This is a genomic window from Enterococcus sp. LJL90 (assembly GCF_056924355.1).
Map to the genome: position 1 here is coordinate 281965 of NZ_JBXPBQ010000001.1, position 18084 is coordinate 300048.

Here is an 18084-nt window from a genome sequence, read left to right on the forward strand (position 1 = left end):
GATGAGGAGACTGACAGATGACTGCATCCATGAAATTACGCTTACCACTTTTGAATCATAACTAAATAAAACATTCAAAAGTCTTGGGAAAAGCTGTTTCAAGGGGGGAGTCTGCCCTCAGTTTCAATGAAAAATCAGTGGTTGTATCAGAAGCGGCCGCCAGACTAATTGGCGCCTTAGTGGGACAGGTTTAAAAAGCTGACTTTAGCCAGCTATTAAACCTGTTGTGCTTCGGCGGTGATTTGCTGAGTGGCGCGCCGATGATAGAACCTTTTTTGTTGCACCAGCTTTCCTGAGAAGAAAGCAGGAAATTATGGAAACCTTAGCAGTTAAATTGAGCAATATCGAACATAGCTACGGCAATCAAGAAATTTTAACAATCCCTGAACTAAGTGCCTATCAACAGGAGCGTATCGGCATTGTTGGGGCCAATGGAGCTGGCAAATCAACTTTATTAAAGATGATTCAAGGCCAGCTTGCCCCAGAAAAAGGTCACGTTCAGCGGGAAATTCAGTTTAATTATTTTGCGCAGATGGAAAATGGGACTGATCAGCTGATGGCAAACAGCGAAGTCGGCGAATTACTAAGCCGCTTTCGAGTGCCCAATGCACCCGCCGCTGTCTTAAGCGGCGGCGAAACGACCAAGTTGAGATTGGCTGAAGTGTTGGGCAATTATCAAATGGGTTTGCTGTTGGATGAGCCAACAACCCATCTGGACCAACAGGGGATTGATAGTTTATTAGCAGAGCTGACCTATTATTATGGCACTTTGATTTTTGTCAGTCATGACCGCTATTTTTTAGATCAGCTGGCAACCAAAATTTGGGAGGTAGCTGAGGGTCAGGTACGGGAATTTGCTGGCAATTTTAGCGCCTATAAGGAGCAAAAAGAGCAGGCTGCCTTAGTGCAGGAGCGGGCAGCAGATCAATACCTACAGGAAAAACAGTGGCTGACGAAAGCAATCGCTAAAAAACAGGAGCAGGCGCAAAAGGCTGGCAAGGTCACGCAAAAACAGCGACAGCAAGCTGTTCGTCCAGACCGCCTGTCTGCTTCCAAGCAAAAGGACACCGTACAAAAACGGCTGCAAAAATCAGCCAAGAGTTTGGAAACCAGATTGACACAATTGACGGAGGTGACCCCCGTCAAAACCAGTAGAGCAATAATTTTTCCCGAAAATAAATTGTTGACGCTCCACAATAAATTTCCGATTCGTGGTGAAGCTGTTAGCCTAGCCTTTGGTGAGAAAACTATATTGGAGGCCGTCGACTTTCAATTTCCTCTAGGTAAAAAAATTGCGATTACCGGCAGCAACGGTGTTGGCAAATCCACTTTTTTAAAGGCAATTCAGGCCGGTGCTCCCGGCATCACCGTCTCGCCAAAGGTTGTTTTTTCGACTTATCAGCAGTTGGATTATCAACTAGCTAGTCAGCAAAGACTTCTGGATTATCTCAGTCAGCGAACGGAGTTTGCCGAAACAACCATCCGCAGTATTTTAAATAATTTAGGCTTTGCACAAGGAGAAATCACCAAACCGCTAGCTGCGTTAAGTGGCGGCGAAGCGACACGGGTTGCCCTCGCCTTAGTCTTTTTACGGCCAGCCAACGTGTTGATTTTGGATGAGCCGACTAATTTTATCGATGCAGCCACTATTTCCGCCTTGGAAAAATTAATACGAGCTTATCCGGGAACCCTATTGTTTACTTCTCACGACCGCTATTTTGTGGAGGCCGTCGCTGAGGAAGTGTATCAAATTGAAGATGCCAAACTTGTTTTTGGCGGTTAGATAGAAGTTTAAAAAATTTAAAAATGCTAAAAGTAATCTTCAGACTATTTGCTAAATGTATTAGCTAGTCTGGAGATTTTTTTGGTTAAAAACTTAGATAAAATTATAAATACTTACAAAAACTTAAAAAGTGTGGTATGCTCTCTATGAGGTGAGGCAGATGTATCAAGAACAGCGCTTAGTGAGAATTTTAGAATTATTGGAAAAACAAGAGGAGCTGTCAACCAATGAGTTAATGGAGTTGTTTGATGTCTCCAAGGATACTATTCGTCGGGATGTGGCCTTGTTAGCAGAAAAGGGACAACTGAAACGGATTCACGGGGGCATCATTCGTAAAAATGGTGGCAATGAAATGGCGGGCTTCCAAGAGCGCCTACAGGATTTCACAGAATCTAAGCGCTATATCGCAAAATTGGCCAATAGTTTTATAGAGGACAACGGCACTTATTTTTTTGATGTGTCAACGATTGTGTTAAAACTAGCGCAATTAGTTACCCAGAAGAGTAAGATTTATTCCCACTCCCTCGACAACGCAATTTTATTAAGTGGTAAACAAAATGTTAGCTTTCACTTGATTGGCGGTAAGTTTTATCCAGAGAACCGGTTTTATTATTCTTTAAAGGAAACCCAGTTATTGGAAAATATGCGCTTTGATCTGGCCTTTATCGGTGCGGCCGGTTTAAAAGACGGTCTTGTTAGTTATCAGGATGAAGAGGATGCTAGAGTGAAGCAATTAATTTTGGCCCAAGCCAAGAAAAAAGTGCTGCTGGCAGAAGGTAGCAAGTTTGAAAAGATGTCGACATACAGCATTGGCAGCATCAATCAATTTGACTATCTTATTACTGATAAAAAACCAAATGCAGCGCAGCAGGCACTTTTGACACCCCAGTTGAAAATTATTTATTAAGGAGGACAACAGGATGACAGCAGGAGAAATTAAATTAGTTATCAGTGATATTGACGGGACCATTTTAAATGACCAGCACCAGGTGGAGGAGCCATTAAAATTGGCGCTGCGACAACTAAAGCAAAAAGATATTCCTTTTATTTTGGCTTCAGCCCGTTCTCCTAAGGGCATGTATCAGATTGCTGCTGATTTGAATCTACAAAGTGAGCCGCTGGCCTGTTACAACGGTGCCTTGATTTTGAAGGAAGCCAATCCAGCGAATTATCAACCACTTTTCAGCCATGAAATTAAGCGGCATGAGGCCCAAAAAATTGTCACAGCCCTGTTAACTAATTTTCCCGCTCTATCCATCAGTCTGTATTCAGGAGCCGATTGGTATGCCGAAAGACTAGATCGTTGGGTGGAAATCGAGGCAACTATTACTGAGGACACACCAAAGATTCACGACATCAGCCAGCTGTTGGAAAATGCTCAACTGCCTATTCATAAATTTTTGATTGTCGGCGAAGTTGCAGAAATTGAAATAGCGTTAGGGTTTTTAAAAGAGCTGCCGCTATCAGAAACTGTCTTTTATCTTTCTAAAGATAATTATCTGGAAATTACTCACCAAGCAGTTTCTAAAGAAAAGGCGTTGCGGGAATTAGCGGCATATTATCACGTAGATTTAAAGGAAGTGTTGACGATTGGCGACAATTTCAATGATTTGCCAATGTTAGAACTAGCCGGTATCGGTGTGGCGATGGCTAATGCACCGGAAGCAGTGCGGCAACAGGCTCGTTTTCAGACTGTCAGCAATAATCAACACGGTGTTGCCCAAGCTCTAGCTGAATATGTTTTAAAGGAAAAAAATTAGGAGGCAATTTTTTTGTTTTAAAAAAAACCGCAACCCAAGCTTTTCGTCAAAAGCCAGTTTCACTAGCTGGCTTTGGTGAGCTTACAGGTTGCGGTTATTTTTTGATTTTAGGTAGTGAGGCTGTGACCTTAGTTAAAACAGAACTGATTTTCCAAACAATATCTGGTAAACACCGCCAAATATAATATAGTTTGGGATTCCATCTGTTAACAAGACTAAGGTTACAGCCATGCTTTTTATTTTTCTAACTCTTTAATTACTTTACACGGCTGGCCATAAGCGACAACATTTGCCGGAACAGATTTGGTCACCAAACTGCCGGCGCCAATCACGGTATTTTCACCGATGGTCACGCCGGGAAAAATAATGGAACCGGCACCTAGCCAGACATTTTTTTCAATCGTGACGGGTAGATTGTACTGCCCCCGCTCTTTTCGTTCGGCAGCCTTTAAAGGATGGGTGCCGGTGATAATCGTCACATTTGGTCCAATCATAACATCGTCTTTTAAATCAATCTTAGCGTCATCGACGAGAGTCAAGCCAAAATTGGCATAAACGTTTTTTCCAAAATAAGTGTTGATGCCCCAATTGGCTTTAACGGGTCGCTCGATGTAAGCACCCTCAGCAAAATCCCCGAATAATTCAGCAGCAATCGCCGCTAAGCGCTGTGGTTCGTTGGGGGGCAGCTGATTGAATTCGAATAACAAGTCCCGATAATGGGCTTGCAGCTGATTCATTTCCTTGGTTTCAAAGTAGAGCTCACCAGAATTTAACGTATCAAAAATTTCTTTTGGCAACATGGGTTTAAATCTCCTTTTTGCATTTATTTACTCACTAGTTTACCGTATTTTGCAGGCGTTGGGCAGTTTAAATCAGAAAAAAACGAGCCTTTGATATTAGTTTTTTTAACAGCTGAACCCCCGAACTATATGATACTTGCTCCTGCGGTCCAATATGTCCGAAGCGCAAATTAACACTAGCTAGTGGTTTCACTAGCTGTCCTTCGTAAAGTTCGGCTTTGTTCTAACTAATGTCACAGCCTCGTGACGGTTAACAAAAATTAATTGCTCAAAGGTAAGCTGATGGTAAAAATAATCTGGTTGTCACGACTGGCGGCAGTTATCATGCCGTCTAAAGCCTCGACAATATCTTTTGCAATCGGCAGGCCTAAGCCGGTGCCACCGGTGGCGCTGGCCCGGGAGCTGTCCATCCGGTAAAAGGGCTCGAAAATTCGGGCCAGTTTCTCCGGGGGAATCGTGTAGCCGCTATTGCTAAACGTAATTTCAATTTGTTCTTTTTTGGCTAGTTTCAAGGTAATAACTGAATCAGCAAAACTGTAATTAATCGCATTGCGAATCAGATTATCAAAGACCCGCTCCATTTTTTCTGCATCGACGGTTGCCAAAACTTCCTTTTCAATCTCCAATTGCCACTGGAGATTTTTTTCTTCTAAAATTGGCAGAAACTCATAGCTAATCTGCTCTAGCATAATGCTCAAATCAATCACTTGTTTATTCAATGTCAGGCTAGTCAAATTAAAACGGGTGATTTCAAAGAATTCATTGATTAATTGTTCCAAACGCTCCGCCTTGTCTAAGGCAATATCAGTGTAGCGGGCCCGCATATCTAAAGATAGCTGGGGCTCTTCCTTTAAGAGAGTCAAATAGCCGATGACACTAGTCAAAGGCGTCCGCAAATCATGGGCCAAATAAACGATTAAATCATTTTTCCGCTGTTCGGCTTCTTTGGCGGCCCGCTGCGTGCGGTTATTATTTTCCCGCAGCTCATTCATTTCGTCTTGAACCGCCACCAAATCTGGTGATAATTTAATGCGCTGCTCGGGACTGGCCAGCAGTTGGCTAGTGCCATGAATGGTTTCATTCAAATAGCTGGCAATCTTGCTAAAGAAATAAAAGGTGATAGCTAACCAAAGAGCAATGCCGCTGATTAAAAAGGTCGCAATCAGATTATTATAGAAGAAATGAACCAGCCGATAAATAAACTCATCTCCATACCAGGTCCAAAAATTCATGACGATTAAAATCGTCAAGGGAATCAGCGCCAAAATGGCAAAGGCAATCACGATTGTCGACACGTAGCGGAAAAGAATTCTTCTGATTAACGGATTTTTCAAGTTATTTTTCAATGATATAGCCAACCCCCCAGACGGTCTTAATAAATTTTGGTTTGCGGGGCTGCTCCTTGAGCTTTTCCCGCAGCCGCGCAATGTGGGCCATCACCGTATTGTTGTTGTCTAAATATTTTTCCTGCCAGACGGCCTCAAACAATTCCTCGGAGGAAACGACGGTCCCTTGATGTTCAAATAAATACAGCAAAATTTTAAATTCAATCGGGGTAATCATGATTTCCCGCTCAAAAAGTAAGACTTTATGGCTGTTTTTTTGAAGAATCAGCCCGTCTTTGGCAAATTCCGTATCTGCTTGCGGGGCTGTCGGTTGATTATAGCGCTGACTGCGGCGCAATTGCGTTTTGACCCGTGCCACAACCTCTAATGGATTAAAGGGCTTGGTGATATAATCATCTGCCCCCAAAGTCAGTCCAGTAATTTTATCCAAGTCCTCGCCCTTTGCGGTTAGCATCAGCACCGGAAAAAAATAATGTTCCCGAATGTTTTGCAATAATTGAAAGCCGTCGATGTCCGGCAGCATCACGTCCAGCACCGCCAAAGAAACAGCATTTTGGTCAATGAAGGCCAAAGCCTCGCTGCCGTTATAAAAGGCTGCCACCTGAAAGCCTTCATTTTTCAAAAAGGTTGCCATCAGATTGGCAATTTCCTTTTCATCATCCACCACGACAATTGTATCTGTCATTTCCTTCACTCCAGCTCTGATTTTTAAGAAATCTCTTTTTCAGTGTAGCACAATTTACAGCTTAACTGGAGACCTCAACGGTTAAACGATCGCCTAAGCGACTGAGAATTTCATTGGTCAAGGTCGCAGTTTCTGTGGCGGCAGCTAAAATATCCGGCAGCACATTCAACTGAGCCTCCAAAGGGATTTCTGGACAAGCCGTTAAATCAATCAGCAGCATATCCATGCAAATCCGACCAATTTGCGGCAGCTGGTGATCTTGATAGGTCAGCTGCCAGTCGGTCTGGCTTAAATTGCGGGGGATGCCGTCAGCATAGCCAATGCTGACTACGCCGATTAAACGGCTTTCTGATAATTGTGTGGCTAGGCTATAGCCCAAATATTCCTGAGCCGCCACCCATTTTTTAGAAATCAATTGGGCCTGCACTTCAACGACCGGCGTGAGGGTAATTTTTTCTTTAGGCACGTCACGTTGACTACTGAGACAGCCATATAAAAGAATGCCGGGACGGACATAATCATAGGTTAAGGCTGGATAATTCAAAATGCCGTAACTGCTTTGCAGATGAGTCACGCCAAAGGGAACTTGCTGGCCTCTTAATTGCTCTAACAAATGATTGAAAACGGCAATTTGTTTTTCGGTCCGCTCTCTAGCCGCCGCTGACAGTTCATCAGCAGAACCTAGATGGGAATAAATTCCCTTAATTTTTAAATAGGGCAGTTGATAGAGAGCTTTAATTTTTTGAACATCAGCCGCTACGCCCAAACGATGCATGCCGGTATCGACCTTCAAATGACAATCAATCGCTATTCCTTGTTGATTTAAAGCGGCCGCATGAGCTTCGCTGACAATCGTTTGAACTAAGTCATAGGCTTTAATCTCTTTTATGCGGCGGGCAGAAGTATAGCCGAGAATTAAAATTTGCTCGGCAATTCCGGCTTCCCTCAGGGCGATTCCCTCTTCTAAGGTAGCCACGGCAAAAAAATCGACTCCGTTTTGCGCCAAAGTTTTGGCAAAAATATTCGCATCGGTCCCGTAGGCATTGGCTTTCACCACCGCCATCACTTTGGTTTTTTCAGGAATAATCCGGTTAATTTCAGCTAAGTTAGCCTTCAGCGCTTTAGTTGACAGCTGCTTTGAGGCTCTTGCTGGTCCTTTTGAATTTTTTTTGGTCAGTTTTGCCAGAAGTTTGAAGGCCAGCCAACAGATTAAAAAGGTCGACAGTAGAACGACTAAAAAATTAACTAAACTATTTTTTAAAAGCGGCACTTTGTTTGCGATAAAATGCCAAATGGCAATCATATAAGGATGAAAAAGATAAATTCCTAGTGCAAGCCTGCTGGCATTTCCCAAAGTTTTTTGCGACTGCCAATGGAACACCTCCTGAAATAGAAAATACATGACCAATGGCAATAAGAGATACATGCTGTCGTGACGGGGCTGAGACCAGTGGTGCAGGGCAAAACTTTCCGCTAAAAGACCGATTGCTGAAACGATCAAGAAAAGCGTATTGCGCTGAGCTTGAAAGCTCCGTTTTTGATACAGAATGGCTCCCAAGACTAAAAACAGGGGCACTAGAAAGAGACCATTACGAGTTAATCCGAAGAAGTAAAAGAGACCATTATAAAAAGTTTTTAAAAACGGCAGCTGACGGGTAATCCCCCACCAGCTATCGCCGCCTAAACCAATCAGATACAGACCAATGGCAATGGCGAGTACCGATTTCAAGGAGAATTTTTTTAGCAGCAGACTGACGAGGAAAACACCTAAAAGCAACGCCGGAAAATACCATAGATGATAAAGAAAACCATCAAAAATTAACTCCTGTAAAAATTTAGCTAACGACATCTGCAAAGAAATTTCGCCACTGTAAAGCGCCAGCGGCAAATAGAGTAAATTCGCCGCTAAATAAAGGTAAAGCTGCTTTTTTAGGAATTTTTTGACCCGCAGACGTTGCGGAAATTGCTTTTTTCTAGCCAGCGGGCCAATTAAATAATAGCCCGTGACCATTAAGAAAAACGGGACGGACACTCGAAATAAAGTTAGGGTGATGAGGGTGTCCAGCTCCGGTGCGAAACTTTGAAAAGGATAGCAGTGAATCGCCACCACCATCACAGCAGCGAGCAGTCGGAAATTATTGATACTAGCATTTTGTTTGTTCATGCGATTGACCTGCTAGTATCCTGTAAAAATTGCAGATACTCTTCCAAAGTCCAATCTTGTCCGCTGATAATATGACTGTGGGGTACGCCGACGTACCGGAAATGCCACGGTTCATAACCGATGCCCGTGATTTCTTGTTTATGCGGCGGATAACGGAGAATAAAGCCGTAGTTGGCCATCTCAGCTAAAAATTTTGTTACAGTTGGACCAGTTTGAAAACTAGGAGCAATTAAATCATTATCAGCTCCCCGTAAACCTAAATCGACAGCCAATCCTGTTTGATGTTCACTGCAACCGGGATAGGCGACAAATTCAGCCGTGTATTTAGGTCCGTGTTCTGCCAGCGAAAATTCCCATAATTTTCGCTGTTCCTGTTCAGTCCGGTAGCCGTCTAACAGAATGATGTCTTCTGTCAGCTGCCAGTCGGTTAATAATTTTTGTAACTGCTTGGCAACTTCCGGCTGCAGATAAATATCTTTTTCGCTGAAGGGAGCTAAAACCAAATGCTGTGGCTCATTGCTTTTAAGGAGGGGATGCTGGCGGTTAACTAATTGCAAGTAAATGTTTTTCATGATGGGCCTCCTCTGCTAAGGTAATCAATTTTTCTAGCACTTGGTTATAGCTGATACCGGCCGCTGCCATCATCGCCGGAAAGCGAGAGTGGGGCGTGAAGCCCGGTAAGGTGTTGACTTCATTCAATAAAAAAGTGCCATCGTCCGTCAAAAAGAAATCAACCCGGGCTAGGCCGCGACAGCCTAAATGTTGATAAAGACGCTGTGCTTGGTCTTGAATTTTTTCGCTGATTTCCGCTGGTATTTGGGCTGGCACGGTAATTTTGGCGGTTAACAGCTGATATTTTTCCACGTAGTCAAAAAATTGGCCGGCTAAAGAAATTTCATCGCAGGCCCCCAGCTGCAGGTCATGATTGCCTAAAATACCACAGCCGATTTCAATACCGCTGACAGCCTTTTGCAAAATCACCTGTCGGCTGTACCTGAAGGCCTCTGCTAAAGCTTGTGGCAGCTGTTCTAGTTCAGTCACTTTGCTGATGCCTTTAGACGAACCGGCTTCATTAGGCTTAACGAAAATCGGCAAGCCAACATTTTTTATAAATTGTTCAACCGTTTGCTGATTGGTGATGCTATCCAACAAAACAGTGGCGGCACTTTTGATACCTAGTGTATCTGCAAATTGATGCAGGAGAAATTTATTCATACACAGGGCCGAAGCCGCAACGCCGCAACCGGCATAAGGCAGGGCCATCATTTCAAAAAGTCCCTGCAAGCTACCGTCCTCGCCACTGCCGCCATGTAAAATCGGCAATAGAACATCAGGCTTGAAAAATTTTTGGTCCTTACTGAGCCAAAAACCTTGGCCGTTAAACTGTGGCGTAGCTGATTGACATAATGAGGAGGCCTGCCAAGTATCCTGTTGAAGCTGTTCAGCATCAGCGTCAGTTAAAAACCAATCGCCACCTCTCGTGATGCCAATTGGAAAAACTTGATAGTCCTCCAATTCATGTAAAGCTGCTAAAACTCCCGCTGCTGACGCCAAAGACACTTCATACTCTGAAGAAGTTCCGCCAAAAATTAACGCAATTTTTTTCATCTTCCCACTCCCTAACTTGTTCTTTAAAGTCAGTCTAACAGGGATGAAAAATCAATATTTGCGCTTTCCGTCTTGGGTTTCTACAGTTTTTCTCTGGAAATACTGACAAATTTATGACATTTGCAGGCACTTGGTTTTGGGATTGTGAAATTGGAGTTGCGGAAGACTCTGTGTAGTTAGCCTTTTTAAAAGGAGAAATTTTAAAGTAGTAAGCCTTGACTGGTTTTGCCAAAAAAGTATCGGCAAGGATTGAAACTGCTTAAAATTTTGCTTGGTGATTTTGCTGTTAATCTTTATCGATGATTTTCTTCACGACACAGGAGGAAATCAGCGGCACTTAGTTAAGCCGCTGCACATCAAGCAAGCTGCCTTTTGTAACCAGCAAAATTTTAAGGATAAATAAAAAAGCCCATTTAGCAAAAATTCACAAATTTTTGCTAAATGGGCAATTGTTTATAGTTGATGTTTTGTTTGAAACGCTTCGATGTCTGCCTGGTATTTAGTCAATAGCTGCTGACCATATTCCATCGGCACATAAACGCCCCGGCCAATCAAATCCGCCAAAAAATCGGGGGTGAAGTCCGCTTTAAAACTAGCAATCAGCTCATCATAAGTGGCTTTTCTTTCTAAGCCATATTCTTCAGCCAAATCATTCAATTCCTCTAAAGGCCAGAAATACAAGGCACCTTCATCCTCTAAAATATCTAGACAGTCATCATCTAACAGCGGCATAACAGTTTCAGCAGCATTAATTCCCAATTTAAGTTCAAAATAATCTGGAAAATCATTGATTTCTGAGCTTTTCCCGTGTAGCCAATCCAATAAAATCAGCTCACCTAATAAATAGCCATCTTGATTGCGCTCCATCACGTCCGGCTCAACAAATGGGATTGCTCCGGTAGCTAGCTGTTGAATGCGCTCGTTTAACAGCGACTCGTCTGGATTAATATAAGGGAATTCTGCATATTTCTGATAAGTCTGCATCACCTTCCGGAATTGACTGGCGTCTTGCCGCTCCTTTTCCTCTTGCTTTTCGCGATTAAAAAAACAACCCATTTTAACCCCTCCACTCCTAAATACTAAATAAAGTATAGCATAAGCCATTGAGTTGATGTGGCAGTCACTCCCTTAAGCAGAAGGTTATCAACTTTTTCACTAAAGATTTATAATGAATCATATTCAACGCAACACTAAAGGAGATTATATTATGGAAACAAGAGCCATTGTCATTGAAGAATACGGCGACAGCAGTCGTTTAAAAGAGGCTCAAGTAACCTTGCCAGAACTTGGCGAACATCAAGTTTTAGTTAAGGTAGCCGCGACCTCGGTCAATCCAATCGATTGGAAATTACGGGAAGGCTATTTGTCACAAATGATGACTTGGGATTTTCCGATTATTTTAGGCTGGGATGTTGCCGGTGAAATTGTTGCCATCGGCAGTCAGGTCAACCATTGGCAAGTTGGGGATTTAGTTTTTGCCCGGCCGGAAACAACCCGTTTTGGGACTTACGCCGACTTAACGATTGTTGACGACCATCTCTTAGCTAAAAAACCAGAAAATATTAGTTTTGCTGAAGCAGCGGCAGTGCCGTTAGCCGGTGAAACGGCTTATCAAGCTTTATTCACCCATGGAAAACTGTCAGCTGGCGAAACGGTTTTGATTCATGCTGGAGCCGGCGGTGTGGGTATCTATGCCATTCAGTTAGCTAAAAATGCTGGCGCCAGAGTAATTACCACCGCTAGCGAGCAAAACCATGAATTATTAAAAAGCTTAGGCGCTGACGAAGTCATTGACTATCGAAAAGTTGACTTTGCCGAAGTCATCGACAAGGTCGATTTAGTATTTGATACGATGGGGGGCGAGGTTCAGGCTAAAAGCTTTGATGTTTTGCATCCAGAAGGCCGCTTGATTTCAATCGTCGGCGAGCCCGCAGCCGACCAAGCCGCCAAAGTTCAATTAGCCAAAAGCATTTGGCTGCAACCTAGTGGCAAGCATCTGCAAGAAATAGCCGATTTGCTGGCTGCCGGAAAAATCAAAAGCGTGATTGGCGCCACCTATCCTCTAACCGCAGACGGCATAAAAGCCGCCCATGATTTAAGTGCTACTCATCATGCCAGCGGAAAGATTGTGATTAGCAATCAGGAAAAGATTTAAAATTTTTCCAGACTCGCTGTCATTAAAATAATTGAAAAAGAAATGCCGCCGCAAGTTAGGTTGTGTATCGACCCTCAAATGTTAGCTTTTTGGTCTAACTTTTGGAAGTCACTACGCTGTTTGATGAAAACCTTGCTTGCGGTATTTTTTTTGAAAAATCAGTTTTTAACTATTATTGAATTTCTTGATCTATTCAACAAAAATCAATTTCAGCTGAAGACAACAATTTGAAAAGTAGCGTATCAGGTGAAATTTTATTCGCAATGAGCTTGGAGATTTAGTTGTAGTTTCAGATAGAAATTATGGCTCGTTAACTTTAGCTGAGTTGTATTTTTTTAGCTAAATACGGAGGACAGCTCGATTTTACCGAACAGCTTGACTTAAAAGTAGCCGCTCCGCTAAAAATGAGATTGCATTCCCAAAACGTCTATATTACCATTAAGGAAGCGTAACCAATTGATAATTGGACTTTTTTGGTAAAGTGAGAAAACTGTAAAATGAATCACTTGGCTAAAAAGTAGCTAAAAAAAGTGGATAGGGGAGTAGAAAATGAAACGTATTGGAAAAATTTTGGGAATGTTGGCATTGGGACTAGTCTTTTTAGGGGCTTGCGGGGGCACTCAGACAGAGGTAAATACTTTTTCTGGTTCTTATTCTGGTGCAGATGTGACGGTCAAAGTCACCCACGAAGATCAAACTGTCAATCAAGTTGAAATGGTGTCGAGCTTTGATTTGACAACGTTGGGTTTGGATACAGCGGATTTGGATGAAACTCAACAGGCAGCCATTGAGGATGAATTGGCCGCCCAGTATGAGGAGTATGATGGCAGCGAGGGCGTAACAATTGAAAATGATTTTACCGACAATGTTTTCAGTGTCACAATCACTTTGGATTTGGAAAATGTCGACCCAACAGTCTTCAACGATCTAACAGGAACGACAGCCGATACTGGTGATGTTGCCTATGATGAACTAGCAACTCAGTTGGAAGATTTAGGCTTGAGCGAAGAATAGTTTTAAGAAGAAATGATTGCTTTGTGCGTTTATGAATGACTTTAGATTTTCAGAAAAATGAATAGGATGTCTTAGCATCTGAAGGATTTACATTTTTCTTCTTAGCTTGATAATGAGCCAAAAACCGCCGCCACTCCTCAAGGGACTGGCGGTGGTTTTGCTATTCTTTTTTGCGCAGGTTTTTCCAGTAAATCACTTGGTTCATCAACCGGGAAGTCCAGTCGAAGAAGAAGTGGATAAAGAGAATAAAAGGAATTAGAATCAGTAAATCGGCATCGAAGACATTGTCATACATAAAAATTTTACCTAAGAATAAAAAACAGAAAATCAGACTGGCGGTCATCACCAAGAGAAGCCAGATTTTTTTTGAATTCAGAGGTAAAGAAACCCGCAGTAAAACTTTTAAGCCGACCACGCCGACTAAAAAGACGCTTAACGTGGAGGTGACGGCGGAATCAAGCTGCCAGATATCGCCGATAAATTTAATTCCCAGCACACTGATGACAACATTTAAAGCTGCGGGGACAGAAATCCGCAAGACATTGTCTAAAACATTGCCGCGGGGGCGTTCATAGCTAGGCTGTAAAGCTAAAAAGAAGCTGGGAATGCCGACGGTTAAAGCATTAATCGGCGTTAATTGTAAAGGCGCGAAGGGATAAGCTGTGGCTAACAAAATAAAAATCAGCGCCAGTAAAATTGCATAAATAGTTTTGACTAAATACATGGAGGAGACCCGCTGCAGATTATTAATCACGCGGCGGCCTTCTTTAATGATGCTTTCCATAACTGAGAAATCCCCCGTCAGTAAGACCACATCGGCGACTGCCCGAGCCGCTTGGCTACCCTGTGCCATCGCAATGCCGATGTCTGCCTCCCGCAAAGCTAAAATATCATTGACACCGTCGCCGACCATCCCGGTGACCTGTTGATTTTGTTTCAAGCCCTGCAAGAGCTTTTGCTTTTGATAGGGTGAAACCCGACCAAAGACAGTATTATTTTCAACGAGCTGAGCAAAATCAGTGTCATCAGGAATATTCGACATATCGACAAAGTGACTTGTCTCAGGAATACCAGCTTTTTCAGCAATTTTCGAAACGGTCAGCGGATGATCACCAGAGATAATTTTTAAAGAGACCCCTTGTTTAATCAGCAATTGGAAAATAGCAGTCGCATTCTCCCGCAGACTGTCACCTAAGACAATCAGCCCCAACGCTTGAGGTTCCACGAGACGATAATTGGCTGACACTTTCGTCGCCGAAACGATGACCAATACGCGATAGCCTTCTGCCATAAAGGCTTGGCTTTGTTTGGCGACCTCAGCGGGAACCTCGGCAAAAATATATTCAGCGGCCCCCATTGCTAAAAAGCCCGCTGCAAATTTGGCGCCGCTCCATTTGTAATCGGAGGAAAATGGAATGACCTCTTCTGGGACAACCGGCTGGTCAGCGGGAAATTTTTTTCTGAGGGCTTGAGCGGTTGCGTTTTGATCAGCTGAAGAAGCTAACAAGGTCGCAATTTTTTGGCCAAGCTGGATCTCAGATAAGTCCTGCAGCGGCACGATTTTTTCAACGGTTAAGGTGCCATCAGTGATGGTGCCAGTTTTATCTAAACACAGGGTGTTGACCCGGGCCAAAGTTTCAATGCTAGGTAAAGATTGGACTAAAACTTTTTGCTTAGCAAGATTGGCGGCACCAACGGCAAAGGCGACACCGGTTAACAGGACTAAGCCTTCGGGGATAATACTCACGACTGCCGCCACACTGCCCAAGATAGCCTGTTGAAAGGATTCCGCATTTTGCAGCTGCTGATAAATCATCAAAATCCCAAAAGGAATAATCACCAGCGTTAAGACTCGTGTCAGCTTCCGCAGCATTAGCAAGAGTTCAGACTGCGGCCGCTTTTTAAAGCGGGCATCATTCAGTAATTTTGTTGCATAATTATCGGCACCAACGGCCGTAACTTGATAATACACTTCACCGGCAGTCACAAAACTACCGCTTAAAAGTTGATCGCCACGGCCTTTAGTAATTTTATTAGACTCACCAGTTAATAAAGATTCATCCACTAAAAAAGCCGGCTGGCTGATTACAATACCGTCAGCGGGGATTTGATCCCCCGCTTGTAAAAATAAGGTGTCGCCTAACAGAATTTCCTCTTCAGAAAGACTGGTAAACTGAGCATTTCTGACAGCGACAACCGGAACTTTTGCTAGAATTGCCAAGGAATCAATCGTTTTTTTTGACCGCAGCTCTTGAAAGATACCAATGCCGCTGTTGATAATCATCACCATTAAAAATAAAGCATTTTGCGGGGAACCAACCCAGACAACCAGTGCGGCTAAGACAACATTTAACAGATTAAATAAAGTGAAAATATTTTCCCGCAGAATATCTTTGGTACTTTTTAAAGTCGTTGAGGCACTCTGATTTACATGGCCGCTTTTTTGAGCCTGACTGATTTCTGCTAAGGTGAGACCTGTAATCTCAGCCGGCAAGACAACCGGAATTTTTGCCATTGTTAACCGCCTCCTTTTTACTCTATCTTACAGGAAGAAAAAATTCTTGGCTAATATCAGAACGGCGATTTGGATAACAGTTTTGTTAGCTGAAATTTAACGAATAAATTTTACTTACCCATGCTCTGATAAAATAAAAAAGCAAAGCACTTAATCAACAGAATTATAAAATTTCTGTTTAATCCAGTGCTTTGCTTTTATTTATTGTGAAAAGATTTTTTATAAATGGAAAACAGCGGATATCAAGCTATTCTCTCTTTTATTTTTTAGAGAGGGAAATGCTAATCTCTTGGTCGCTGGTCGTATCGGTCATCAAGCTGTCTAAATAGCTAGGCAGAAAATTAGAACGGCTGCTGAGAAATTGATATTCTGCTGAATTTTGAATGGCTGCTTTTTCGTCAGCCGTGTATAAATCATGGCCGGTGAAAAAATTCCAATTTAATTCAGCCACCAAATCAGCGGCTGCGGTTAATTCTGTGCCAGCAAAATCGCCGGTCCGATAGGTGCTGGAATAGGTCATCGCTTGGCTATCCTTTAAAAATAAATCCTTTAAATAATCCCGATAGTTAAGCAAATCGGGATTGCTCAAGCCTTGCGCCTGCGCCCACTCATCAACGGATAAATTTTCCCGTTGGTAAGTGATTTCCTGCTCGTTTAACGTAATAACCCCATAGGCCTGATCCGTCATCGCAAAGGAGCTGGTGACAACTTCTTGAGGCTCGCCTGTTGTTCCGCCGAGAATATCTTGGGCATGGATATGACCCGAAAAGACGATGGGGACTTGGTATTCAGTAAAAATTTTCTTTACCTCGTCAGCATTGTCTAACACATAGCCTTTATTGACTTGACTATTATGCATATAAAGATTGTGATGCATAAAAACGACGGGAGTCTGGCCTTCATCTTTGGCAATTTGCAGCTGCTCTGTCAGCCACTCTAGAGAATTATCAGTAAGCACACCGTTAGTAGTTGGTTGACTGCTGCTGTTGGCTTCACTGTAAATATTGGTATCCAAGAAAAATAGCCGGTAGGTTTGATTGAGATTAATCGTGTAACTTAAAGAATCTGGATCACTGCTGGCAGCCTGCGTAAAGCCGGCAGGAAATAAATTCTTAAAGTCATCCGGGGTGATACTAGCAACGACATTTTGCTGGTCGCCTGCAAAACTACGGGCCCAGCCATCATAAATATCATGATTTCCCGGAATGCAAAGAACTGGAATGTTGGCTTTTTCCAGTGGTGCTAAAATTTCTGCCAATTTTTCAGCGCTGACTTTTTCACCGTTCAAGGTTAAATCACCGGTGATAATAATGCCTGAAGGTTTAGCTGTTAAAGCTTGATCGACAAAGGCTGTCAGACTTTCTTCTTGATAGCGCAAATCTTTACCGGCGGCGGTACTTTGGATAAACTGAAAGGCTTCACCGTCATCATGGAGACTAGGTGCTAAAAAGTGCGGATCGGTAATCAACCAAAAATCGGTTTGTTCTTCAGTTGTCAAATAGCTTTGTTTTTCGGTGGCCTGAGACCAGCTGATGCCGATAAAAACGGCAAGCAGCAGCAGGCCCACGCCCACAATACCCCAATATTTTTTCATTCGTTAAACTTCTTTCATTCCTTTATAAAAAGCGGCTGACCGTCTGGAAACTTTCTGGTCTTTGAGCGACTTCATCGACAGAAATATCATGAATAATTTCCGCCAAAGTGATTTTTTTCATTTCGCCTTCGACGGCTGCTTGCAGGTCGTCATATTTTGCTTGTAAAACCTTCTGGATATTCCCACCCACGATACAAGCCGGATTAGTTTTTTCATCGACTTGAATCAAATTGCTTTCTCCTTCGATGCTGCGATAAATATCAAAGAGGGTAATCTCTTCAGGCTTGCGGGCTAATGTCGGTTTGGCCTTGCCATTTTGAGTGAGAATCAGCTGGCTGTTTCGCAAATAGCTCATCAATTTGCGAACATTGGCGGGATTTGTTTCAATACTTTTGGCAATCATCTCACTGGATAAATCAGTTCCTTGAAACATTTCAATATAAGCTAAGATGTGAATCGCATCTGAAAATCTAACTGAATAACGCATCTAAATTCCTCCGAATTAAATTCTTGACTAATCTTAGCACAAACTGTAAGATAATGCTGTAATTATAAAAGTTACAGCTGACAAAATTAAAAAATTCAAAAAGGAATCAGTTGCCAGCAATCAAAAATTTTCGGTTTTCTCTGAAAATTTGTTGGCAGCTAAAAAAAGGAGCG

15 protein-coding genes are annotated in these 18084 nt (G+C 42.7%); 5 read left to right on the plus strand and 10 right to left on the minus strand.

What is annotated here, in order from left to right:
* Window positions 1-313 precede the first annotated feature (313 nt).
* The 3 genes from abc-f (at window position 314) to AC1Z3S_RS01300 (ending at window position 3543) form a co-directional block, all read left to right on the plus strand.
* Window positions 314-1783: a ribosomal protection-like ABC-F family protein gene (gene abc-f / locus AC1Z3S_RS01290; RefSeq protein WP_461738835.1), complete on the plus strand. Its 1470-nt coding sequence runs from the start codon at window positions 314-316 to the stop codon at window positions 1781-1783.
* A gap of 160 nt (window positions 1784-1943) precedes the next feature.
* Window positions 1944-2690: a DeoR/GlpR family DNA-binding transcription regulator gene (locus AC1Z3S_RS01295; RefSeq protein ID WP_461738836.1), complete on the plus strand. Its 747-nt coding sequence runs from the start codon at window positions 1944-1946 to the stop codon at window positions 2688-2690.
* Window positions 2691-2703: 13 nt separating this feature from the next.
* Window positions 2704-3543 (plus strand): HAD family hydrolase, encoded by an 840-nt coding sequence (locus tag AC1Z3S_RS01300; RefSeq protein ID WP_461738837.1) that lies wholly within the window; start codon window positions 2704-2706, stop codon window positions 3541-3543.
* A gap of 236 nt (window positions 3544-3779) precedes the next feature.
* On the opposite strand, the gene AC1Z3S_RS01305 is transcribed toward AC1Z3S_RS01300, so the two are convergent.
* The 7 genes from AC1Z3S_RS01305 to AC1Z3S_RS01335 form a co-directional block, all read right to left on the minus strand.
* Entirely contained in the window at window positions 3780-4343 is a 564-nt protein-coding gene (locus tag AC1Z3S_RS01305; RefSeq protein ID WP_461738838.1) for a sugar O-acetyltransferase, read from the minus strand.
* 260 nt (window positions 4344-4603) lie between these two features.
* Window positions 4604-5689 carry a vancomycin resistance histidine kinase VanS gene (vanS, locus tag AC1Z3S_RS01310; RefSeq protein ID WP_461738839.1) on the minus strand — a complete coding sequence of 362 codons (1086 nt, stop codon included), beginning with the start codon at window positions 5687-5689 and terminating at the stop codon, window positions 4604-4606.
* Window positions 5679-6374, minus strand: coding sequence for a VanR-ABDEGLN family response regulator transcription factor (gene vanR, locus AC1Z3S_RS01315; protein ID WP_461738840.1), 696 nt, complete (start codon window positions 6372-6374; stop codon window positions 5679-5681). The genes vanS and vanR overlap by 11 nt, the downstream gene beginning before the upstream one ends.
* 61 nt (window positions 6375-6435) lie before the next feature.
* On the minus strand, window positions 6436-8538 hold the full coding sequence (gene vanT, locus AC1Z3S_RS01320) for a membrane-bound serine racemase VanT (protein WP_461738841.1): 2103 nt from the start codon (window positions 8536-8538) through the stop codon (window positions 6436-6438).
* Window positions 8535-9110 (minus strand): D,D-carboxypeptidase/D,D-dipeptidase VanXY, encoded by a 576-nt coding sequence (gene vanXY / locus AC1Z3S_RS01325; protein ID WP_461735798.1) that lies wholly within the window; start codon window positions 9108-9110, stop codon window positions 8535-8537. Before vanXY ends, vanT begins: the two co-directional genes overlap by 4 nt.
* Window positions 9082-10146: a D-alanine--D-serine ligase gene (vanC, locus tag AC1Z3S_RS01330; protein WP_461738842.1), complete on the minus strand. Its 1065-nt coding sequence runs from the start codon at window positions 10144-10146 to the stop codon at window positions 9082-9084. Before vanC ends, vanXY begins: the two co-directional genes overlap by 29 nt.
* A 453-nt stretch (window positions 10147-10599) precedes the next feature.
* Window positions 10600-11202 carry a hypothetical protein gene (locus AC1Z3S_RS01335; RefSeq protein WP_461738843.1) on the minus strand — a complete coding sequence of 201 codons (603 nt, stop codon included), beginning with the start codon at window positions 11200-11202 and terminating at the stop codon, window positions 10600-10602.
* Between the two features lie 151 nt (window positions 11203-11353).
* Between AC1Z3S_RS01335 and AC1Z3S_RS01340 the strand changes: the two genes are divergently transcribed.
* Together AC1Z3S_RS01340 and AC1Z3S_RS01345 are read left to right on the plus strand one after the other, a co-directional pair.
* Window positions 11354-12301, plus strand: a complete 948-nt coding sequence (locus AC1Z3S_RS01340; protein WP_461738844.1) for an NADP-dependent oxidoreductase — start codon at window positions 11354-11356, stop codon at window positions 12299-12301.
* A 549-nt stretch (window positions 12302-12850) separates the two neighbouring features.
* Window positions 12851-13315: a DUF1307 domain-containing protein gene (locus AC1Z3S_RS01345; RefSeq protein ID WP_461738845.1), complete on the plus strand. Its 465-nt coding sequence runs from the start codon at window positions 12851-12853 to the stop codon at window positions 13313-13315.
* 160 nt (window positions 13316-13475) lie between these two features.
* On the opposite strand, the gene AC1Z3S_RS01350 is transcribed toward AC1Z3S_RS01345, so the two are convergent.
* The 3 genes from AC1Z3S_RS01350 to AC1Z3S_RS01360 all read right to left on the minus strand — a co-directional run bounded on the left by AC1Z3S_RS01350 (window position 13476) and on the right by AC1Z3S_RS01360 (window position 17911).
* On the minus strand, window positions 13476-15830 hold the full coding sequence (locus AC1Z3S_RS01350; RefSeq protein WP_461738846.1) for an HAD-IC family P-type ATPase: 2355 nt from the start codon (window positions 15828-15830) through the stop codon (window positions 13476-13478).
* A 259-nt stretch (window positions 15831-16089) separates the two neighbouring features.
* On the minus strand, window positions 16090-17424 hold the full coding sequence (locus AC1Z3S_RS01355) for a metallophosphoesterase (protein ID WP_461738847.1): 1335 nt from the start codon (window positions 17422-17424) through the stop codon (window positions 16090-16092).
* A gap of 22 nt (window positions 17425-17446) precedes the next feature.
* Window positions 17447-17911 carry an Rrf2 family transcriptional regulator gene (locus AC1Z3S_RS01360; RefSeq protein ID WP_461738848.1) on the minus strand — a complete coding sequence of 155 codons (465 nt, stop codon included), beginning with the start codon at window positions 17909-17911 and terminating at the stop codon, window positions 17447-17449.
* Window positions 17912-18084 lie beyond the last annotated feature (173 nt).